Genomic DNA, 20,665 nt, shown 5'->3' on the forward strand with positions numbered 1-20,665 from the left:
CGCCGCGACCAGCTCGGCGGCGGCCCTGCGGTCCGGCTCAGCGGCCCTCGGCGTCGTCCATCGCCCGGTAGATCCGCTGCTCGGAGACGGGGTACGGGGTGCCCAGCGCCTGAGCGAAGACGTTCACCCGCAACTCCTCGATCATCCAGCGGATCTGCCGGACGGCCGACTCCTGGCGGCGGGCCGGCGACAGGTTGGCGAGCAGGTCGGCGTACTCCTTCTGCACCACAGCGATCCGGTCCTGCTGCTGGCGGTCGCGCTGCGGGTTGCCGCCCAGCCGCTCCAGCCGACGCTCGATGGCGGTGAGGTAGCGCAGCAGGTCGGGCAGGCGCGCGTACCCGGTCTCGGTGATGAAACCGGCGTGCACCAGCCCGGCGAGCTGGTTGCGGATGTCGGCCAGCGCCGCCACCACGGCGAGGTTGCGGGTCGCGCCGAGCCGCTGCTCGACGGCGTACGCGGCGGCGAGGACCTTGCGGACCCGCTCCATCACCTCGACCACTGTGTCGACCAGGTCGGCGCGGACCTTCTCACGGAGGGCCGCGAAACCGTCGGCGTCCCACGCCGGCCCACCGGCCACGCCGATCAGCCGGTCGATGGCGGCGCCGGCCGCGTCCTCAATCAACTCCTGCACGCCGCCGTGCGGGTTGCGGCTCAACGCCAGCTTCGCCTCGTTGTCCAGCCGCCCCTGCAGGAACCGCGCCGGGGACGGCACGGTGAGCCGCAGCAGCCGGCGGGTGCCGGCCCAGTGCGCCGCCTCCGCCTCGGCGGGGGAGTCGAACACCCGCACCCCGACCGTGGCGCCCTCGTCGACCAGCGCCGGGTAGGCGGTGACCGCGTAACCCGCGCGGACCTGCTCGATGGTCCGGGGCAGTGTGCCGATGCTCCACTCGCGCAGCCCGGTGCGGGCCACCTCCGGCGCGGCGGCCTCCACCACCTGGCGTACCTCCTGGCGGAGTTGGCGTTGCAGGGCCGGCAGGTCCTTGCCCTCGGCGACCGGCTTCTCGTCGTCGCCGAGGACCCGGAACGTCACCCGCAGGTGCGCCGGGAGCTTGCCCGGCTCCCACGCGTCGCGGGGCACTGTCACTCCGGTCATCCGGCGCAGCTGCCGGGTGAGCGCGTCCAGCAGCGACTCCTCGCCGGGAGTGATCGCCGCCAGGGCGGCCCGGGCGTAGTCCGGCACCGGGACGAAGTTGCGGCGGATCGCCTTGGGCAGCGACCGCATCAGCGCGATCACCGTCTCCTCGCGCAGCCCCGGCACCTGCCAGTCGAAGGTCTCCGCCGGCACCTGGTTGAGCAGCGGCAGCGGGATGTCCACGGTGACGCCGTCGTCCGGCGTGCCCGGCTCGAACCGGTAGGTCAGTGGCAGGCTCACCCCGTCGGCCTGCCACTCGTCCGGGTAGTCGTCCTCGTCCACCCCCGGTCGGCCGTCGTTGATGAGCAGGTCGCGGGTGAAGGTGAGCAGGTCGGGTTGCTCGCGGCGGGTCTTCTTCCACCAACTGTCGAAGTGCCGGCCGGAGGACACGTCGGCCGGGATCCGCTGGTCGTAGAAGCCGAAGATGGTCTCGTCGTCGACCAGGATGTCCCGGCGTCGGGCCCGGCTCTCCAACTCCTCGATCTCGGCGAGCAGCCGCTTGTTGTCCGCCCAGAACTGGTGGTGAGTCTGCCAGTCGCCCTCGACGAGGGCGTGCCTGATGAACAGTTCCCGGCTCAGCGTCGGGTCGATCCGCCCGAAGTTGACCTTTCGGGAGCTGACCAGCGGGACGCCGTACAGGGTGACCTTCTCGTAGGCCATCACCGCGGCCTGCTTCTTCTCCCAGTGCGGTTCGCTGTAGCTGCGCTTGACCAGGTGCTGCGCCAGCGGCTCGACCCACTCCGGCTCGACCCGGCCGGCGATGCGCCCCCACAGCCGGGAGGTCTCCACCAACTCGGCGGCCATCACCCAGCGCGGCGGCTTCTTGAACAACGCCGACCCGGGGAAGATCCCGAACTTCGCGCCCCGCGCACCCAGGTACTCGTGCTTCTGGGCGTCCTTCAGGCCGATGTGCGACAACAGGCCGGGCAGCAGCGACTGGTGCACCTTCGGGGTGTCGATCTCCTCCGGCAGGTCCGCGCCACCCCGGCGGCCCCGGCCGGCGTCCGCGTCGTCCGAGCTGTCGCGTGCCGGCCGCCCACCACGCCGGTCGCCGTCGGACGGGGTACGCAGCACCTGGCGCAGCTGGCTGACGATGTCCTGCCACTCGCGGATCCGCAGGTAGTTCAGGTACTCCGCCTTGCACATCCGGCGGAACGCGCTGGAGGAGAGCTCCCGCTGCTGCTCGCGCAGGTAGCGCCACAGGTTGAGGAAGGCGACGAAGTCCGACTCCTTGTCGGCGAACCGGGCGTGCGCCTGGTCCGCCTGGGCCTGCTTCTCCGCCGGCCGCTCGCGCGGATCCTGGATGGAGAGCGCGGCGGCGATCACCAGCACCTCGGTGGCGCAGCCGTTGCGTTCACCCTCGACCACCATCCGGGCCAGGCGCGGGTCGACAGGCAACTGGGCCAGCCGCCGGCCGAGCGCGGTGAGCCGCTTCTCCGGGTCGGCCTCGGTCGGGTTCAACGCGCCCAGCTCGTGCAGCAGGTTGACGCCGTCGGTGATGTTGCGCTTGTCCGGTGGGTCGATGAACGGGAACGCGGCGAGGTCGCCGAGCCCGATCGCCGTCATCTGGAGGATGACCGACGCCAGATTGGTCCGCAGGATCTCCGGGTCGGTGAACTCGGGCCGGGATCCGAAGTCCTGCTCGTCGTAGAGGCGGATGCAGATGCCGTCCGAGGTGCGGCCGCACCGGCCCTTGCGCTGGTTGGCCGACGCCTGGGAGACCGGCTCGATCGGCAGCCGCTGCACCTTGAGCCGACTGGAGTAGCGGGAGATACGGGCGGTGCCCGGGTCCACCACGTACTTGATGCCGGGCACTGTCAGCGAGGTCTCCGCGACGTTGGTGGCGAGCACCACCCGGCGCGAGGAGTGCGCGGCGAAGACCCGGTGCTGCTCGGCGCTGGACAGCCGCGCGTACAACGGCAGGATCTCGGTGCCGAGGAGCGAGCGCTTCGTCTGCACCAACTTGCCCAGCGCGTCGGCGGTGTCCCGGATCTCCCGCTCACCGCTGAGGAAGACCAGGATGTCGCCGGGGCCCTCGGCGGCCAACTCCTCGACGGCGTCGCCGATCGCCTGGATCTGGTCGCGGACGGTCTCCTCGTCGCCGTCGCCGTCCTCCTCGCCCTCGGCGAGCTCGACGAGGGGCCGGTAGCGCACCTCCACCGGGTAGGTGCGCCCCGAGACCTCGACCACCGGGGCGGGCACGCCGTCGGGCTCGTCGGCGGTGGGTGGCCCGGCGAAGTGCCGGGCGAACCGGTCGGTCTCGATGGTCGCCGAGGTGATGATCACCTTGAGGTCGGGTCGTCGGGGCAACAGCTCCCGCAGGTAGCCGAGGATGAAGTCGATGTTGAGGCTGCGCTCGTGTGCCTCGTCGATGATCAGCGTGTCGTACTGGCGCAGCATCCGGTCGGTCTGCAACTCGGCCAGCAGGATGCCGTCGGTCATCAGCTTCACCAGGCTGCGCTCGCTGACCTGGTCGGTGAACCGCACCTTGTAGCCGACCACGTCGCCCAACTCGGTGCCCAGCTCGTCGGCGATCCGGTCGGCCACCGTCCGGGCGGCCAACCGCCGGGGCTGGGTGTGCCCGATCAGGCCGTGCACCCCGCGCCCCAACTCCAGGCAGATCTTGGGAATCTGTGTGGTCTTGCCGGAGCCGGTCTCGCCCGCCACGATCACCACCTGGTGATCGCGGATGGCAGCGGCGATGTCGTCCTTGCGCTCACTGACCGGCAGACCCACCGGGTACGTGATCACGGGCACCGCCGCCTGCCGGGCGGCGAGCCGCTGCTCGGCCCGGACCAGGTCGGCGGTGATCTCGGTCAGCGCCGCCTCCCGACGCTGCGGGTCGCGCAGTTTGCGGGCACCGTCCAGTCGCCGCTGGAGCCGGCGCTGGTCGCGGAACATCAGAGGTGTGAGGCGGCGGTGCAGCTCGCGAACGGGGTCGGACGCGACGGAGGCGGTTGGATTCTGCATGTCGTGCCCAAGGATAGGCAGCCCGGCGGCGCAGCGCCCCTGGGTTACCGAGTGGGCGGCTCTCCGACGGCCACCTCCGGTCCCTTGACGGTCACCAGCGGGCCCTAGAGTTGGCGGCCGACGTCGAGCGCTGGGGGAGCCGGATGGAGATGCGCGACACCGACCGCGCGTTGGTGCAGGCCGCCACCGCGGTCTCCAAGCTGCGCTGCCGCAGCCCGCACCACACTGTCGCGTCGGCGGCCCGGACCGCGGACGGGCGGGTCTTCACCGGCGTGAACGTGCAGCACGCCACCGGAGGGGTCTGCGCCGAACTCGTCGTCATCGGCACGGCCGCCACGCAGGGCGTCACCGCCCTGGAGACGATGGTCACTGTCGCCGACCGTGGCCGCGAGGTCGTCGCGCCCTGTGACCGGTGCCGGCAGGTGCTGCGGGATTACTTCCCGCACCTGCGGGTGGTCGTCGGCCCGGTGGACGCCCCGCGGGTGGTCCCGATCGGGGAGTTGCCTGCGGAGGCCGGCAGCGGCTCGCCCGGCTGACCGGGCCCGGGTCAGTCCCCGGAGGCCGCCTCCAGCATCGACTGCGGCACCGGCACGCTCTCGAACCGCAGGGTGCCCTCCGGAAGCAGCCACGATGTGACCCGCGCGACCAGGCGACCGGCCCGCACGGCGGGGTCGTTGGCGAACAACGCGCGTGCCTCGTCCGGGGCGATGGACAGCACCACGAAGCCCCGCAGCTGTTCGTCGTCGGGATGCAGGAACGGCCCGGCCGCGAGGACGAGGCCCTGCTGCACGAGGCCCGCCTGGTGGGCCAGGTGGGCGTCCCGCAACCTGTCGATCGCGTCCTGCGGCAGCTCCGGCGGATCTGACGGTCGGGTCAGCAGGACGACCGTGTGCTGGTCGAATCGCATGTCCACACCCTATGACGTGAATGTCCCTCTTATGGGTGTCATCTGCCATCTGTCCGCCCTGTGGTCGTCCGCGAATCTCATTCTCATATCGAGGTTCGAAGCGACTGGGAGGTGCGGCATGGTCACCAGACGTCGGCTGCTAGCGGCTGGTGCCACCGGCGGCGCGGCGGCGCTGATCCCAGCGGGCTGGGCGGCCTCGGGCCGGGCGCTCGCCGCGGTCGCGCCGCTGGACGTCCGGGACATCCCGAAGTACGTCACGCCGCTGCGGATCCCCCCGGCCATGCCGACGATGGTCACCGATCCGGAGCGTGACACGTACGAGATCGCGGTGCGACAGTTCCGCCAGCAGATCCTGCCGCCGTCATGGCCGCGCACCACGGTGTGGGGTTACGGCTCCACCGCCCACCCCGGCAGCTTCGGCTACCCGGCGCCCACCATCATGGCGCGGGTCGGCCGCCCGGTACGGGTGACCTGGGTCAACCAGCTCGTCGACGACCGAGGCGACTACCTGCCGCACCTGCTGCCGGTGGACCCCACCCTGCACTGGGCCAACCCGGCCGGTGGCATCGAGCACCGGGACCACCACGGGCAGTGGGACGGCAGCCCCCGGGGCTATCGCGGCCCGGTGCCCCAGGTGGTGCATCTGCACGGTGGGCACAGCACGCAGGAGAGCGACGGACACTCCGAGGCGTGGTACCTGCCGGTGGCCCGTGACCTGCCGCCCGACTTCGCCGTGTCCGGCAGCGCGTACCGGGAGTTCCGGTCCCGGTTCGCCGAGCGGTCCGGCCTGCGCTGGGCGCCGGGCTCGGCCACCTTCGAGTACGCGAACGACCAGCGGTCGTGCACCCTCTGGTACCACGATCACGCGCTCGGGCTCACCCGCGAGAACGTCTACGCCGGGCCGGCCGGGTTCTACCTGCTCGGCGGTGGGGACGAGCTTCCGGAGGGAGTGCTGCCCGGCCCGGCGCCGACCCGCGACGATCCGCCGAGCGCCTCGTACCACGACATTCCGCTGATGATCCAGGACCGCAGCTTCACCGCCGACGGTGAGCTGCGCTATCCGACGAGGTACTCCGGCGGCGACGGGCCACCGACCTGGGTGCCCGGGTTCTCCGGCTCCACGATCGTCGTCAACGGCCGCACCTGGCCCTCGTTGACGGTCCAGCGTCGGCGCTACCGGTTCCGGCTGCTCAACGGCTGCAACAGCCGGTTCCTGCTGCTCAGCGTGGCCGCCCACGCCACGGCGCGGCCAGCCCGGCCGGTGCTGCCGGTCTGGCAGATCGGCAGCGACGGCGGTCTCCTGCCCGAGCCGGTGCCGCACGAGCGGGTGACCCTCGGCCCGGCCCAGCGGGTCGACGCGATCGTCGACTTCACCGACGTGCCGGCCGGCACCGAGCTGTACCTGGTCAACGAGGGTCCGGACGGGATGTACGGCGGCGGTCGGCCCGGGGTGGACTTCGACCCCGCCGACCCGCACACCACCGGGCAGGTGCTGCGCTTCGTGGTCACCGACGCGGCCGGTGCGGATTCGAGCGTGCCACCGGAGCAGCTACGGCTGCCGTCACACCCGCGCCTCGGCCAGGCCCAGCGGGTACGCCGACTGTCGCTCAACGAGCGGATGTCCGGCGGGTCGATGATCATGCTGCTCGGCGTCCTCGACGAGCGCGGCCGAGGTCTGCCGTTGCGCTGGAGCGACCCGGTGACCGAGCAGCCGTCGCTCGGCGACACCGAGGTGTGGGAGGTGCGCAACTTCACCCGGCACGTGCATCCGGTCCACCTGCACCAGGTCCAGTTCGAGCTGCTCGGCCGGGGACACTCGGGCCGGTCGCTGCCGGGCCCGGGGGACCGGGGGTGGCTGGACACGGTGCTCGCGTACCCGTGGGAGGTGACCCGCATCAAGGCGCGCTTCGACCTGCCGGGTCGCTTCGCCTGGCACTGCCACCTGCTGGAGCACGAGGACAACGAGATGATGCGGCCGCTCAACGTCCTGCCGCGCGGCGGCGCGGCGGCCGGGGACGGCGGCTCGCGTGACGTGCCGGAGTCGCCACGGGGCGTGCCGGAGGTGGCGGGTACGGCATCGACCGACGCCGGTTAGGCGCCTTTTCGCAGGTCGGCTAAGGTTAGGCGAACCTAAGCCCGATCGTGCAGGAGATTCGTGACCGCCCTCGCCAGCCGGCCGACGCGTAGTCGGGCCAGCACCCGCACCGGGCGTCGGGTGACAGTCACCGTCGGGGCCGCGCTGGTGCTGCTGCTCACCGTCCTGGCCAGCTTCGCGCTCGGCAGCCGACAACTCGGCGTCGACCAGGTCTGGCACGCGCTCGTCGCGCCGGACGGCAGCGACGCCAGCACCATCGTCCGGGAGCTGCGGATGCCCCGGACCGCGCTCGGCCTCGCGGTCGGGCTCGCGCTCGCCGTGGCCGGGGTGCTGTTCCAGGCGCTCACCCGCAACCCCCTCGCCGAGCCGCGCATCCTCGGCATCAGCGCGGGCGCGTCGTTCGGGGTGGTGCTCGCGATCTCCGTCTTCGGCGTCGGCACGCTCGCCGGGTATGTCTGGTTCGGCATCGCCGGGGCCCTGATCGCCGGGCTACTGGTCTTCGCCATCGCCACCCGTGCCCGCGAGGGCGCCAGCCCGGTCACCCTCGCGCTGGTCGGCGCGGCGCTCGACGCCAGCCTTGCCTCCGGGGTGTACGCGCTGCTCAGCATCGACGCCCGCACCTTCGAGGAGTACCGCTTCTGGGTGGTCGGCGGGCTGGCCGGACGGGACCTGTCGGTCGCCGCGCAGGTGCTGCCGTTCGTCATCGTCGGGTTGGTGCTCGCCGCCCTGGTGGCGCGGGGCCTGGACGCACTGGCCCTCGGCGACGACGTGGCCCGTGGCCTCGGCCACCGCATCGGTCTGGTCCGCCTCGGTGGTGGCCTCGCCGCCGTGCTGCTGACCGGCGCCGCGGTGGCCGCCGCCGGACCTGTCGCGTTCGTCGGGCTGGCCGTGCCGCACCTGGCCCGCGCCCTGGTCGGCGCCGACCACCGCTGGACCCTCGCCGTCTCCGCCCTGCTCGGCCCGACGCTGCTGCTCGCCGCCGACATCGCCGGTCGGCTCGTCGCTCCGCCCGGCGAAATCCCGGCCGGGATCGTCACCGCGCTGATCGGCGCGCCACTGCTGGCCGTACTGGTCCGCCGCGCCCGGGTGGTGACAGCGTGACCACCACCCAACGCCCCCCGGAGCCCACCGACCCGCCCCGCCCGTCGAGCCCGATCGGGCTCGCCGAGCCGGCCGGGCAGGCCCGGCTTGCGGGGCGGTCGCTGCTGCGGATCGGCCCGGTCAGCCTGCTGATCCGCCGACGCGCGGTGCTGGTGGCCGCCGCACTGACCGTGCTGCTCCTGCTGGCCGTCGTGCTCAGCCTCTCGCTGGGCACCCCGTACGTCGCCCCGGCCGACGTGCTGCGTGCCCTCTCCGGAGCCGGCACCCCGTACGACCTCGTGGTCTTCGACCTGCGGCTGCCTCGGGTGGTGCTGGCGGCCGTGGCCGGCGCCGCCTTCGGCGTGGCCGGCACGCTGATCCAGAGCGTGGCCCGCAACCCACTCGCCAGCCCGGACGTCATCGGCATCACCCAGGGCGCCGGCCTCGCCGCGACAGTGGCCCTGACCAGCGGGATGGCCGCGGTGCTGGTGGCTCCCACCGCGCTGGTGGGCGGGCTGCTCGCGGCGGTGCTGCTGTTCGCCCTCGGTGCCCGGCACGGGCTGGCCGCGCAGCGGTTCGTGCTCGCCGGGGTGGCTGTCGCGTTCGGCTTCCGGGCGCTCACCGAGGTGGTCATGCTCACCGCCGACCCGATCGACGGGCTGCGCGCGCAGATCTGGCTGATCGGCACCCTGGCCGGCAAGGGCTGGACCGAGGCCGCCTGGATCGCCGGCACACTGCTGGTGCTGCTGCCGGTGCTGGCCTGGGCCGGCTGGGCGCTGAACAGCACCGCCCTGGACGACGACACCGCCCGGGGAGTCGGGCTGCGTCCGGTGGCCCGCCGGGTCGGCCTCGCCGGCACCGGCGTGCTCGTCGCCGCGATGGTCACCGCCCAGGTCGGCGCCGTCGACTTCGTGGCACTGGTCGCCCCGCAGGTGGCCCGTCGCCTGGTACGCGCCGAACGACCGCCGCTGGTCTGCGCGGCGCTGCTCGGCGCCCTTCTGCTGGTGCTGGCCGACCTGGCCGGCCGGCGCCTGTTCGCACCCACCCAGCTACCCGCCGGTGTGCTGACCGCCGCGATCGGCGGCCCGTACCTGATCTTCCTGCTGCTGCGCGGCCGGCGGCGGTCGTCGTGACGCCTCAAGGAGTCGTGTGATGCTCTCCACCCGCGACCTGGTCGCCGGCTACGACGAGCGGACCGTGCTCGACGGGCTCGACCTCGACCTGCCCACCGACGCCTTCACCGTGATCGTCGGACCCAACGCGTGCGGCAAGTCCACCCTGTTGCGCACGATGGCCCGGCTGCTCACCCCCCGCCGAGGCACCGTGCTGCTCGACGGCACCGCCATCCGCGAACTGCCGACCCGGGAGGTCGCCCGCCGCCTCGGCGTCCTGCCGCAGAGCCCGCTGGTGCCCGAGGGTGTCACTGTGGCGGACCTGGTCGGGCGCGGCCGACAGCCCTACCAGCGGTGGTGGCGGCAGTGGTCGGCGCAGGACGGCGCCGCGGTGGACCAGGCGATGGCCCTCGCCGACGTCACCGACCTGGCCGACCGACCGGTGGACAGCCTCTCCGGCGGTCAGCGGCAACGGGTGTGGATCGCCATGACACTGGCCCAGGACACCGACGCCCTGCTGCTGGACGAGCCGACCACCTTCCTCGACCTGGCTCACCAGGTGGAGGTGCTGGACCTCCTGCACCGGCTGCGCTCCGAGCGTGGCCGCACCGTGGTCGCCGTGCTGCACGACCTGAACCAGGCCGCCCGCTACGCCGACCACCTGGTCGCCATGCGCGCCGGCACAGTGGTCGCCGCCGGCCCGCCCCGGGAGATCCTCACCGCCGACCTGGTCCGCGACGTCTTCGGGCTGGCCTGCGTGGTCGTGCCCTGCCCGGTGACGGGCGCACCCCTGGTGGTACCCGCCTACACCGGAGGCAACGCTGTGGCTCCGGGTGACCCGGTCGACGCGTCCGCCGGCGCCAAAGACCCCGATTCGTCGACGGCGCCCGTACCGGACGCCCGACCCTCCACCGGCGACGCGGCCAACCCGCTCGCCGGCTCGCACCCCTCGAAAGGACACTGATGCGTCGTCTCGTCGCAGCCCTTGCCGCGGCCGTCGCCCTCGGCGCCGGCCTCACCGCCTGCGGTGAGAGCGACCCGGTCGCCGGCTCCACCACCGGGGAGACCCGGGAGATCACCCACGCCATGGGCACCACCAAGGTCCCGGCCGAGCCCAAGCGCGTCGTCGTGCTCGACACCGACAAGATCGACACGGCGCTCTCGCTGGGCATCACGCCCGTCGGTGCGGCCACCGCCGGTGAGGCGAAGAGCTGGCCCACGTACTTCGGCGCTGACAAGCTCGCCGGCATCAAGGAGGTCGGGGTGCTCACCGAGCCCGACCTGGAGGCGATCAACGCGCTGAAGCCGGACCTCATCCTCGGCAGCAAGTTCCGCCAGGAGAAGTTCTACGACGAGCTGGCCGCCATCGCGCCGACCGTGTTCACCGACAAGGTGGGCATCACCTGGAAGGACAACCTCCTCCTCGACGGCAAGGCGCTCGGCCGCGAGCAGCAGGCCAAGGACCTGCTCGCCACGTACGAGAAGCGGGCCAAGGACTTCGGCGCGACGCTCGGCGACGCCGCCGCGCGCAAGGTCTCCATCGTGCGGTTCCTGCCCGGCAACATCCGGGTGTACGGGCCGGACTCGTTCTCCGGCATCGTCATCGGCGACGCCGGCCTGGGCCGCCCCGAGCGGCAGCTGCTCGCCAACAAGGAGGACAAGCGCTTCGACCTGGTCAGCCCCGAGCGGATCAACGAGGTCGACGGTGACGTCATCTTCGTGACCGCGTACGGCGACAAGGCCGCCGCCGAGCAGACCAAGGTCTCCGGCGGGGCGCTGTGGAAGGGCCTCGGCGCGGTCAAGGCCGGCAAGGCGTACCCGGTATCCGACGAGGTCTGGATGACCGGCATCGGCGTCGGCGCCGCCAACAAGATCCTCGACGACCTGACCAAGTACCTCCCCGCCGCCTGACCCCCCCGCACCCGCTTCCCAAGATCCGCGCAACTTCGGGGAAACTGCTGCCTCACGAGCTGGTGAGACAGCAGGATCCCTGGAGTTGCGCGGATCTTGGCGCATGGGGGTCTGGGGGTCCGAGACAGAGTCAGCGGGAGCGGGACCGCAGGGCTTGGCGTAGTTCGGCGAGGAAGCCGTCGAAGTCCTCGCGGAACCGCTTCGCGGTGACGTGCAGGACGATCCAGTCCTCACCGAGCAGGCGGTTGAGGCGGCGTCGGTCTCGATGGAACTGCTCGGGATCGTCATGCCACAACCCGTCGTACTCGACGGCGACCTTGAGGTGCGGCCACGCCAGATCGAGACGGGCCACGAACTTCCCATCGCGCTCGACCACGAACTGCGTCACGGGCGTCGGCACCCCGGCGAGCACTATTCGCACGCGGAGCCGGGACTCTGGGATCGACTCCGCGCCCGCGTCGGCCAGGTCAGCCACACGCGCCATCCGTTTCCAACCCCGGTTGCCGATCCATGTTCGGGAGTCCGCGCGCAGTCGAGGGAGGGCCACCAGCCGTTGACCGGCAAGGCGATCTATGACGGCGACGGCGTCCTCCGTTGGCAGCCACTGGGCCAGGTCCCAACAGGTGCGCGTCGGTGTGGTCAGCGGGATGCCCTGACGTACGGCGACGTCGGTCGCGGTGATCGCGCCGGTGTGCACAACGAGCCCTGAGACCGGACCGAACCGCTTGCCGGCGGGCACGAGCACATCGATGGGCTCGTGGTCGGCGACCGACGCCGCGCCGTACAGCGCCGCCGCACTGCGACCAGCGATCGCTGCACCCGGTGGCAGAACCCACCGTGCCGCGGCGGCACAACGAGTGCGGTGGGTGACCACCAGTCGGGCATCGGCGTAGACATCCCGGAACAGCGGACGCCACGCCCTGCTGCGTAGCTCCGTCCGGGTCAACAGACCTTGGGCAACGACGCGGGAGCCGCGAAAGACGCGTCCCTGCAGGCTCATCGGCCGTCGTGGGGGAACAGGCATGTCAGAAACCATGACCGGGTCCAGCATTCGCCCGCAGCCCCTGTGGATAACCCTGAACCAGGGCCGGAACGCCAAGATCCGCGCAACTTCGCTGTTCTTGCTGCTTCCTCGCGACGCGAGACAGCAGCATCCCGGAAGTTGCGCGGATCTTGGGCGGATAGAGCGCCGCGGGAGCGGGTGGGGTGTGTGGGTGGGTGGGACGTGGAGGTCGGGGGTGGGTCAGGCGGCGGTGGACCAGATGGCGCGGAAGGCGGCTGCTTCGCCGGAGAGCCATCGTTCGATCTGGTCGGGCTTGGCGTCGGCGGGCATGCGGTGGGCCAGGCCGCGGCGGACGTCGACCAGGACCGGCTCGGCGTGCGGGAGCACCGCGTCCATGTGTCGGGCCATCAGGTGCAGGGTGGCGAGCACCGATTCCTCACTCGGTGGGGCCTCGTCGAAGTGCAGGCGGATCGCTTCGGCGCGGCCGTCGGCGTGGCGTACCCCGAAGTGGGGGTTGATCTTGACGGGCAGGTCGCCCAGCATGGCCAGGGCGTCGCGGGTCTGGGCGAGATCGAGGGCGGCCGGCTCGCCGAGGGAGCGAAGCCAGGTCGTGGCACCGGGGACGAGCGCCTGGTAGAGCGGCCGCCATCGTGGCTTGACGATGTCGGCCACCCCGGCCAGGTGGGTGCCGCCGGTGTGGAAGGCGATGTCGGCCTTGAGTGCCTTGACGAACTGGCCGTGCGGGTTGAAGCCGGACCGGCTGGCGCGCTGCTTGCGCAGCCCACCCACGAAGGTCGCCTTGGTGGGGCCGGTGCGGTCGACGTAGCGGGTGAAACCGAGCAGTGTGGCGTAGGGGGTGAGGGGCGTGGAGGCGGGCGCGGTCACGGGCGTCCTCCCAGGTCAGGATCTTGATTAGTACATACATTCTAATCGACGGGTCTGACATTGCCCAGCGAAGTTGGGGGGATCGCCGCCTCCTGCCAACCAGCCGATTTGCCCGTATCCGGTCCGGCCGAAGGTGGCCGGTCCACGGGACGTTGGCCAACGGCGGGGCAGCGATCGCCTCCCGCCGCCCAGCCGATCGGAGCGCCACGAGTCATCCGGACGTCGGGCGGCCCCTCTTGTCAGCGTCGGTGGTCTGCCCGCCTGCGTGGATCGTCACAGCCGCCGACCGCATCCGCCCAGGCGAACTGACGTATGTGAATCACGGCATCCATCCTTGCCGCAGCCGGCACGCAAGCGGTTGGGTCACTGACATGGCTCGCATCGCCTACAACAGCCACGACGCGGCAGCGTTCGAGGCCACCCGTCACTTGTCCGACCAGGCGCTCGCCGGCTGGCGTGACGCGGTGACCCGCCACCTCAACCCTCAACCCGGCACCCGCCTGCTCGACCTCGGCGCGGGCACCGGCGCGTGGGCGCAGACCTTCACCGACTGGTACGACGGCATCGACGTTGTCGCCGTCGAGCCGGCCGAGGCCATGCGAGCCCGCTGCCTGCACCCTCAGGTCCTGGCCGGGGACGCCGCCAACGTCCCGCTGGCGGCCGGAAGCGTCGACGCGGCCTGGCTGTCCACCGTCATCCACCACGTGCCGGACCTGACCGCTGCCGCACGTGAGCTGCGCCGCGTGCTGCGTCCCGGCGGGCCGGTGCTGATCCGCTCCGCCTTCGCTGGCCGCCACCACGCAATCACGCTGTTCCGCTTCTTTCCCGAGGCCATCCGGGTGTTAAACACCTACCCCAGCGTGCACGACGTCGAAGCGGCTTTTGCCGCCGCTGGCTTCTCGACGATCGCACTCGAACAGGTTCCGCAGACCACGGCACCGTCGCTTCGCGACGTCGCGGCCACCATGCGCCGGGAAGCACACACGCCCCTACAACTGATCACCGACAACGAGTACGCCGCCGGTCTGGCTCGACTCCACCTCGCCGCCCACACCGAATCCGGCCCAGTCATCGACGCACTCGACCTCCTCGTCCTCCGATAGAACGCCGTGCTCAGCGGCCAATCCAAGATTCATCGACTCGGGAGAAAGTGTCGTGACCCACCGCCGGTAGGTGGTCGTCGCGGCCTCCGCCCGGCCTCCCGGGCTGCTGCGCGTGAGGGTTGCCCCGGGGATCCGGACCATCCGGCCCCTTGTCTGTCGGGGGAAGCTGGCTGATCGGAGGAACAGCCCGCCTACGGCCGGCCGCTCCCGTCACTCGCGTTCGCAATGCCGCGAACTTTGTCCTAGTTGTGGCGTTATTGTGCGTTGTGGTCATCGGTGAGGCGTCCAGGGTCGTCATCCCTGGTAGGGGTACGGCGGCGCGCGCCGTCCAGTCCGCCGACCCCGCAGACGGCCGGGACCGCTACCTGGACCTGCTGCGGACGCTCGCCCTGGTCCGCGTCGTGATCTTCCACGTCACCGGGTGGATCTGGTTGAGCCTGCTGGTGCCGGCGATGGGCCTGATGTTCGGCATCGCCGGTTCGTTGATGGCGGCGTCGCTGGACCGGCACGGTCCGCCGGCCGTGCTTCGGCGGCTGCGCCGGCTGCTGCTGCCGTACTGGGCGTTCGGCGCGATCGCACTGGTGGTGCTCTTCGTCGGGTGGCGTCCGCTGCCGAGTGGCGTGGCCGGCTGGGCTGAACTGCTCTGGTGGGTGCTGCCCCTGCGGGTGCCACCGGTGGGTGGACAGTCCTGGGCCTGGGTGTTCCACATCGGGCTCTGGTACGTCGTCACCTATCTGTGGTTGGTGCTGCTCTCGCCGGTGCTGCTGTGGCTGTTCCGCCGCTGGCCGTGGCCCAGCATCGGCGTCGCCACCGCGCTGCCGGTCGGGATGCATCTCGGCGGTGTGCACGCCGGTTACTTCGTCGCCGCCTACCTGTCCTGCTGGCTGCTGGGCTTCGCCCACCATGATCGACTGCTGCACCGCGTCCCGTGGCGCTGGTACGGCTGCCTCGTGGCCGGCCTCGCCGGGGTGGGCGGCACCTGGGTGGTGGCCGCCATGGTGACCGGCCGGGCCGTCGACCTCAACCACATCGCGGGTGGCACCACACTGTGGTCGATGGCGCTCGTCGCCGTGCTGCTCAGAGTGCAGCCCCGGCTGGTCGGCCGGGGGCCGCTGGGTGCCGTGCTCCGGGTGGTCAACGCCCGGGCGGTCACCATCTACCTGTGGCACATCCCGGCCAGCCTCGGGATGTTCCTGCTGCTCGCGCCGGTGCTCCCGTACAACTCGGTGGCCTCGATCGCGCTGCGACTGACTGGGGTGTGCCTACTGGCCGCCGGGGCGGTGCTGCTGTTCGGCTGGATCGAGGACGTGGCCGCCCGGCGTACCCCGGCGCTGTTTGGCCTTCGGCCGGGCACCGCCGGACGGCACCGCGCCGATCGACACCTCAGAGCTGGCCGACGTCGGTGATCCGGACGACCGCCGCCCCGACCTCGTCCGAGGCCACCAGGTCGATCTCGGCGCTGATGCCCCAGTCGTGGTCGCCGTCCGGGTCGTCGAAGATCTGCCGTACGGTCCACCGCTCCCGGCCCTGCTCGATCATGAGCAGCGCCGGACCGCGGGCGTCCGGCCCGACCCCGATCGAGTCGTACGACTCGAAGTACGGCGCCAGGGCGTCGGCCCACGCGTCGTAGTCCCAGCCGTCCTCGGCGTCCAACTCGGCGAGCAGGTCCCAGCGGCGTAGCGCGGCCAACTCGACGCGCCGGAACAGCGCGTTGCGCACCAGCACCCGGAACGCCCGCGCGTTGCGGGTCACCGCCGGTGGCCGATCGGTCAGGGCGGCGTGCGCCTGGGCGACCTCGGCCACGTCGGACGGGTTGCGCAGCCGTTCCCACTCGTCGATGAGGCTGGAGTCGACCTGGCGGACCAGCTCGCCCAACCACTCGATGAGGTCGATCAGCTCCTCGGTCTTGGCGTCCTCGGGCACGGTCTGGCGCAGCGTCTTGTACGCGTCGGCCAGATAGCGCAGGACGAGACCTTCCGAGCGGGTCAGCCCGTAGAACTGCACGTACTCGGTGAAGGTCATGGCCCGCTCGTACATGTCGCGGACGACGGCCTTGGGGGAGAGCTGGTGATCGGCAACCCACGGGTGCCCCTGCCGGTACATCTCGTACGCGGCCTCCAGCAGCTCGGCCAGGGGCTTCGGGTGGGTCACCTCGTCGAGCAGTTCGAGGCGCGCCTCGTACTCGATGCCCTCGGCCTTCATGGCGGCGACCGCCTCGCCGCGTGCCTTGAACTGCTGCGCGGAGAGGATCTGCCGCGGGTCGTCGAGGATCGACTCGATGACGCTCAGCACGTCGAGCGCGTACGACGGGGACTCGGCGTCGAGCAGCTCGATGGTGGCCAGCGCGAGGGGGGAGAGCGGCTGGTTGAGAGCGAAGTCGAGCTGAAGGTCGACGGTGAGCCGGATCCGCCGGCCGGTCTCGTCGGGCTCGGGCAGCTCCTCGACGACACCGCCGGCCCGCAGCGCCCGGTAGATGGCGATGGCGCGGCGGATGTGCCGGCGCTGCGCGGCGGGCTCCTCGTGGTTGTCGGTGAGCAGGTGCCGCATCGCGGTGAACGCGTCTCCGGGCCGGCCGATGACGTTGAGCAGCATCGAGTGGCTGACCTGGAAGCTGGAGGTCAGCGGCTCCGGCTCCGCGTCGACGAGGCGGTCGAAGGTGGGTTGGCCCCAGCCGATCGAGCCCTCCGGCGGCTTCTTGCGGACCACCTTGCGTCGCTTCTTCGGGTCGTCGCCGGCCTTGGCGAGGGCCTTCTCGTTGTCGATGACGTGCTCGGGGGCCTGCACGACGACCCGGCCGATGGTGTCGTAGCCGGCCCGGCCGGCCCGCCCGGCGATCTGGTGGAACTCCCGGTTCTTCAACAGCCGGGTACGGACCCCGTCGTACTTGGACAGGCCGGTGAACAGCACGGTGCGGATCGGCACGTTGATGCCGACGCCGAGGGTGTCGGTGCCGCAGATGACCTTCAGCAGGCCGGCCTGGGCGAGGGTCTCCACCAGGCGGCGGTACTTGGGCAGCATGCCGGCGTGGTGCACGCCGATGCCGTGCCGGACCAGGCGGGACAGCGTCTTGCCGAAGCCGGCGGTGAACCGGAAACCACCGATCGCCTCCGCGATCATGTCCTTCTCGGCGCGGGTGCAGACGTTGACGCTGGTCAGCGCCTGGGCGCGTTCCAGCGCGGCGGCCTGGGTGAAGTGCACGACGTACACCGGGGCCTGCTTGGTCTCCAGCAGTTCCTCGAGCGTCTCGTGCAGCGGCGTCATCGCGTACGAGAAGATGAGCGGGACCGGCCGCTCCGCCGAGCGCACGACGGCGGTGGGTCGCCCGGTGCGCCGGGTCAGGTCGTCGACGAAGCGGGTGGTGTCTCCGAGCGTGGCGGACATCAGGATGAACTGGGCCTGTGGCAGCTCGATGATCGGCACCTGCCACGCCCAGCCTCGGTCGGGCTCGGCGTAGAAGTGGAACTCATCCATGATCACCTGGCCGACGTCGGCCTTGGTGCCCTCGCGCAGCGCCAGGTTCGCCAGGATCTCCGCGGTGCAGCAGATGATCGGGGCGTCCGCGTTGACACTGGCGTCGCCGGTGAGCATGCCGACGTTCTCGGCGCCGAAGACCTCGCAGAGCGCGAAGAACTTCTCCGACACCAACGCCTTGATCGGCGCGGTGTAGAAGGTCGTCCGGCTGTCGGCGAGGGCCGCGAAGTGCGCGGCGACCGCCACCAGGCTCTTACCCGAGCCGGTGGGCGTGTTCATGATCAGGTTGGCGCCGGAGACGATCTCGATGACCGCCTCTTCCTGATGGGGGTAGAGGTCGAGGCCGCGCTCCTTCGCCCAGCCGGCGAACGCGTCGAAGAGGGTGTCGGGGTCGGCGCTTCTCGGCAGCGCGGCGGTGAGCGTCATAGCCTGTCCATGGTGCCTGGATCATGCCCCGGTACGCCAACCCGGTCCGCACCGGACCCCCGTCCGGGCATCCCGAACGCCCCGCCCCGTTCCGGTTCGGGCGTTTCGTCGGTCACCGTCGGCGCGTTTCGTCGGTCACCGTCGGCGGTACAACAGGTCGGCGACCGGCCGACCGGCAGTGATCGCCCGACGTTCGAACTTCGTCACCGGTCGGTGCGCCGGCCGTGGCGCGAAGCCGCCGTACGCGTCGACCAGCTCCGCGTCCGCGTCGAGGGTCACCCGCATCGCCTCGGCGTACTCGGCCCAGTCGGTCGCGCAGTGCAGCATCCCGCCGGGGCGCAGCCGGGACCGCAGCAGCGCCACGTGCGTCGGCTGGATGATCCGCCGCTTGTGGTGGCGGGACTTCGGCCACGGGTCCGGGAAGAAGACGTGCACGGCGTCCAACACACCCTCGGGCAAGCCGTTGACCAGGGACAACGCGTCGCCCTCCGCCACCCGCACGTTGCGCAGGCCACCGCGCTCCACCAGGTGCAGCAGGTTGGCGATTCCCGGCGTGTGCACCTCGACCGCCAGATAATCTCGATCCGGGTCGGCGGCAGCCATCGCAGCGGTGGTGTCGCCCATGCCCGAGCCGATCTCCAGCACCACGGGCGCCCGGCGACCGAACAGGTCGGCCAGGTCGACGGGCAGCACAGGTCCGTCCGGCACATCCAGGCCGTACGTGGGCCAGAGCCGGCTCAGCGCGTCGGTCTGCCGGTCGCTCATCCGACCCCGGCGGGGGTGGAACGTGCGGATCGTCCGGCTCGCGGGCGGGACGGCGGGGTCATGGTCGATGGCGGTCACAGCGAGACGAGCGTACGCGACGCCGCCAGCGGATCGGATGTGATGTGCGACCGGAAATGAGAGGATCCAACTGGTACGGCAGGTCGGATGCTCCGCTGCCCGACACGGCCGCACGGCGTCGAGAGGGGGCATCGTGACAGTGACCCACGGCGTCATGACGCTGTCGCTGGTGACCGTGCTGGCCGGCCCCCTGCTCGCCGCCGCTCCCGCCCTCGCCGCGCCCGAGCGGGCGGTTGCCGTCGCGCCAGCGCCGCAGCCCGGGGGGCCGCCCGGCGGAGCTCCCCAACCGACTCCGGCGGTGGACATCTTCGTCGAGGTGAGCCCCAGCACGGTGCAGCCCGGATACCTGGTCGGCATCCGGGCCAGTTGTCGGGACAACTCGGTGGGCGCCACCGTGGTCTCCGACGCCTTCGGGGCGGTCGGCGTGCAGCCGCAGCGTGGGGTGCTCACCGCCGCGCCGATGGTCCGCGAGCGCACCCGCCCCGGCAACTACCGGGTCAAGCTGGAGTGCCGCGACGGCGAGACCGCCTCGACCATGCTCCAGGTGGTCAAGAAGGTCCCCGTTCAGCCGAGTCGGGGTCCGGCGACCGGGTTCGGTGGGAGCAGCGGCGGGATCACCGGCAAGCTGCTGCTGCCCGGCGGCGCGGCACTGATCATCACCGGGCTGGTCCTCGCCGTGATGGCCCTGCGTCGTCCCCGAGCCGCCGTGCGTCGCTGAGGCTGCCATGACGATCTTCCGCCCCACGCCGCCACCGGCCGGTTCACGCCCGCCGTCGCCTGGTCGTCCTGCCTCCCCGCCGGCCGCTGCCCGCCAGCCGTTCGCCGGCCGCCCCGCCTCGCCGCCCGATGACGTCCGGCTGCCGTTGGACGACGGTTGGCCGGGCTCCGACCGCCCGCCAGGTCCCGAGCGCTCGTCGCGGCCCCAGCGCCCGCCAGACCCCGACCGCCCGTCGGTGGCCGCGCGTCCGCCGACCGCCGTCGCCCCGCGTCGTAGTCGGCCGTCCGGGCGCAGCCCCTGGTCCATACCGTTGGCTGTGGTGTTGGTGTTGGCCGGCGTCTTCGCCACCGGGGCGGGGCTGGGCCGTTCGGTCGGCCCGTTCGACCTGGCCCCGACCGGCGGTGACCGACCGGCCCGCAGTGAGTCGGTCGGGCTGTCGGCCAGTCGCCCGGTGCGCCTCTCGGTGCCGGCGATCAAGGTGACCGCGCCGGTGGCGCCCGTCGGGCAGGCGCGGGACGGTTCGATCGCCGTACCGCCGTTGGAACGGCACAACGAGACCGGCTGGTACGACCGAGGCCCCACGCCCGGTGAGCCTGGCCCTGCGGTGATCGTCGGGCACGTGGACACGAAGAGCGGCCCGTCGGTCTTCTACGACCTGGGCAAGCTCAAGCCGGGCGACCTGGTCGAGGTCGCCCGTGCGGACCGGTCGACGGTGATCTTCAAAGTCGACACCGTGGAGCACTTCCCGAAGGACCAGTTGCCCGCCGAGCGGATCTACGGCCACGACGGCCCCGCCGGGCTGCGGTTGATCACCTGCGGCGGCCAGTTCATCGGTGGACGCACCGGCTACGCCGACAACGTGATCGCCTTCGCCACCCTCCAGTCCTCCCGCAAGCCCTGAGACGCCCCGGCCAGGGCCGCACGCCCGTGCGCCCCGCCGTGCCGGACGCCCGCGCGGCCACCTGCTCGTGATCGACTCGGGATCATTGACGTCGGGGTGTCGGACCAG

General features: G+C 71.8%; 16 protein-coding genes. 10 read left to right on the forward strand and 6 right to left on the reverse strand.

Going from position 1 to position 20,665, the window contains the following annotated elements; genetic code table 11:
- Positions 1–37: 37 nt before the first annotated feature.
- Positions 38–4,102 (reverse strand): ATP-dependent RNA helicase HrpA, encoded by a 4,065-nt coding sequence (gene hrpA / locus ACIBEF_RS22795; protein WP_396795183.1) that lies wholly within the window; start codon positions 4,100–4,102, stop codon positions 38–40.
- 143 nt (positions 4,103–4,245) lie between these two features.
- On the opposite strand from hrpA, the gene ACIBEF_RS22800 reads away from it, so the two are divergent.
- Complete coding sequence (locus ACIBEF_RS22800; RefSeq protein WP_396795184.1) at positions 4,246–4,638, forward strand: cytidine deaminase family protein; 393 nt, start codon at positions 4,246–4,248, stop codon at positions 4,636–4,638.
- 11 nt (positions 4,639–4,649) lie between these two features.
- On the opposite strand, the gene ACIBEF_RS22805 is transcribed toward ACIBEF_RS22800, so the two are convergent.
- Entirely contained in the window at positions 4,650–5,009 is a 360-nt protein-coding gene (locus tag ACIBEF_RS22805) for a YciI family protein (protein ID WP_091402189.1), read from the reverse strand.
- A 118-nt stretch (positions 5,010–5,127) separates the two neighbouring features.
- On the opposite strand from ACIBEF_RS22805, the gene ACIBEF_RS22810 reads away from it, so the two are divergent.
- From ACIBEF_RS22810 to ACIBEF_RS22830, 5 genes are read left to right on the forward strand one after another with little or no spacing between them, the layout of a single operon-like run.
- Positions 5,128–7,104: a multicopper oxidase family protein gene (locus ACIBEF_RS22810; protein ID WP_396795185.1), complete on the forward strand. Its 1,977-nt coding sequence runs from the start codon at positions 5,128–5,130 to the stop codon at positions 7,102–7,104.
- A gap of 60 nt (positions 7,105–7,164) precedes the next feature.
- Positions 7,165–8,205, forward strand: coding sequence for a FecCD family ABC transporter permease (locus ACIBEF_RS22815; RefSeq protein WP_396795186.1), 1,041 nt, complete (start codon positions 7,165–7,167; stop codon positions 8,203–8,205).
- Positions 8,202–9,317 carry a FecCD family ABC transporter permease gene (locus ACIBEF_RS22820; protein WP_396795187.1) on the forward strand — a complete coding sequence of 372 codons (1,116 nt, stop codon included), beginning with the start codon at positions 8,202–8,204 and terminating at the stop codon, positions 9,315–9,317. The genes ACIBEF_RS22815 and ACIBEF_RS22820 overlap by 4 nt, the downstream gene beginning before the upstream one ends.
- A gap of 19 nt (positions 9,318–9,336) precedes the next feature.
- A complete protein-coding gene (locus ACIBEF_RS22825; RefSeq protein ID WP_396795188.1) occupies positions 9,337–10,260 on the forward strand; it encodes an ABC transporter ATP-binding protein in 924 nt (307 codons plus the stop codon).
- Positions 10,260–11,207, forward strand: coding sequence for an ABC transporter substrate-binding protein (locus ACIBEF_RS22830; RefSeq protein WP_396795189.1), 948 nt, complete (start codon positions 10,260–10,262; stop codon positions 11,205–11,207). The genes ACIBEF_RS22825 and ACIBEF_RS22830 overlap by 1 nt, the downstream gene beginning before the upstream one ends.
- Before the next feature lie 130 nt (positions 11,208–11,337).
- Here the strand turns inward: ACIBEF_RS22830 and ACIBEF_RS22835 are convergent, their stop codons facing one another.
- Together ACIBEF_RS22835 and ACIBEF_RS22840 are read right to left on the reverse strand one after the other, a co-directional pair.
- Positions 11,338–12,153 carry a hypothetical protein gene (locus ACIBEF_RS22835; protein ID WP_396795190.1) on the reverse strand — a complete coding sequence of 272 codons (816 nt, stop codon included), beginning with the start codon at positions 12,151–12,153 and terminating at the stop codon, positions 11,338–11,340.
- A 297-nt stretch (positions 12,154–12,450) separates the two neighbouring features.
- Positions 12,451–13,095: a hypothetical protein gene (locus tag ACIBEF_RS22840; protein WP_396795191.1), complete on the reverse strand. Its 645-nt coding sequence runs from the start codon at positions 13,093–13,095 to the stop codon at positions 12,451–12,453.
- A gap of 371 nt (positions 13,096–13,466) precedes the next feature.
- Here ACIBEF_RS22840 and ACIBEF_RS22845 point away from each other — a divergent pair, with 371 nt between their 5' ends.
- Together ACIBEF_RS22845 and ACIBEF_RS22850 are read left to right on the forward strand one after the other, a co-directional pair.
- Positions 13,467–14,198, forward strand: coding sequence for a class I SAM-dependent methyltransferase (locus ACIBEF_RS22845; protein WP_396795192.1), 732 nt, complete (start codon positions 13,467–13,469; stop codon positions 14,196–14,198).
- 266 nt (positions 14,199–14,464) lie between these two features.
- Entirely contained in the window at positions 14,465–15,604 is a 1,140-nt protein-coding gene (locus ACIBEF_RS22850; RefSeq protein ID WP_396795193.1) for an acyltransferase, read from the forward strand.
- On the opposite strand, the gene ACIBEF_RS22855 is transcribed toward ACIBEF_RS22850, so the two are convergent.
- Together ACIBEF_RS22855 and trmB are read right to left on the reverse strand one after the other, a co-directional pair.
- Positions 15,582–18,095: a DEAD/DEAH box helicase gene (locus ACIBEF_RS22855; RefSeq protein WP_396795194.1), complete on the reverse strand. Its 2,514-nt coding sequence runs from the start codon at positions 18,093–18,095 to the stop codon at positions 15,582–15,584. The two genes, ACIBEF_RS22850 and ACIBEF_RS22855, sit on opposite strands and share 23 nt — an antisense overlap.
- 135 nt (positions 18,096–18,230) lie before the next feature.
- The gene (gene trmB, locus ACIBEF_RS22860) at positions 18,231–18,860 is read right to left on the reverse strand and encodes a tRNA (guanosine(46)-N7)-methyltransferase TrmB (protein WP_396795228.1); all 630 of its coding nucleotides are present in this window, start codon (positions 18,858–18,860) and stop codon (positions 18,231–18,233) included.
- Positions 18,861–19,068: 208 nt separating this feature from the next.
- On the opposite strand from trmB, the gene ACIBEF_RS22865 reads away from it, so the two are divergent.
- Both ACIBEF_RS22865 and ACIBEF_RS22870 read left to right on the forward strand, forming a co-directional pair.
- On the forward strand, positions 19,069–19,656 hold the full coding sequence (locus ACIBEF_RS22865) for a hypothetical protein (RefSeq protein ID WP_396795229.1): 588 nt from the start codon (positions 19,069–19,071) through the stop codon (positions 19,654–19,656).
- Between the two features lie 235 nt (positions 19,657–19,891).
- Positions 19,892–20,557, forward strand: a complete 666-nt coding sequence (locus ACIBEF_RS22870; RefSeq protein WP_357264054.1) for a class F sortase — start codon at positions 19,892–19,894, stop codon at positions 20,555–20,557.
- The last annotated feature ends 108 nt before the right edge of the window (positions 20,558–20,665 follow it).

Origin of the sequence: Micromonospora sp. NPDC050795 (assembly GCF_044456785.1) — a bacterium.
In the GTDB taxonomy this organism is placed as follows: domain Bacteria; phylum Actinomycetota; class Actinomycetes; order Mycobacteriales; family Micromonosporaceae; genus Micromonospora.

Excerpts from the sequence above, each read along its gene's own strand:
- hrpA (WP_396795183.1), bottom strand. The coding sequence starts at position 4,102 with ATGCAGAATCCAACCGCCTCCGTCGCGTCCGACCCCGTTCGCGAGCTG.
- ACIBEF_RS22800 (WP_396795184.1), top strand. The coding sequence starts at position 4,246 with ATGGAGATGCGCGACACCGACCGCGCGTTGGTGCAGGCCGCCACCGCG.
- ACIBEF_RS22805 (WP_091402189.1), bottom strand. The coding sequence starts at position 5,009 with ATGCGATTCGACCAGCACACGGTCGTCCTGCTGACCCGACCGTCAGAT.
- ACIBEF_RS22810 (WP_396795185.1), top strand. The coding sequence starts at position 5,128 with ATGGTCACCAGACGTCGGCTGCTAGCGGCTGGTGCCACCGGCGGCGCG.
- ACIBEF_RS22825 (WP_396795188.1), top strand. The coding sequence starts at position 9,337 with ATGCTCTCCACCCGCGACCTGGTCGCCGGCTACGACGAGCGGACCGTG.
- ACIBEF_RS22830 (WP_396795189.1), top strand. The coding sequence starts at position 10,260 with ATGCGTCGTCTCGTCGCAGCCCTTGCCGCGGCCGTCGCCCTCGGCGCC.
- ACIBEF_RS22845 (WP_396795192.1), top strand. The coding sequence starts at position 13,467 with ATGGCTCGCATCGCCTACAACAGCCACGACGCGGCAGCGTTCGAGGCC.
- ACIBEF_RS22855 (WP_396795194.1), bottom strand. The coding sequence starts at position 18,095 with ATGACGCTCACCGCCGCGCTGCCGAGAAGCGCCGACCCCGACACCCTC.
- trmB (WP_396795228.1), bottom strand. The coding sequence starts at position 18,860 with ATGAGCGACCGGCAGACCGACGCGCTGAGCCGGCTCTGGCCCACGTAC.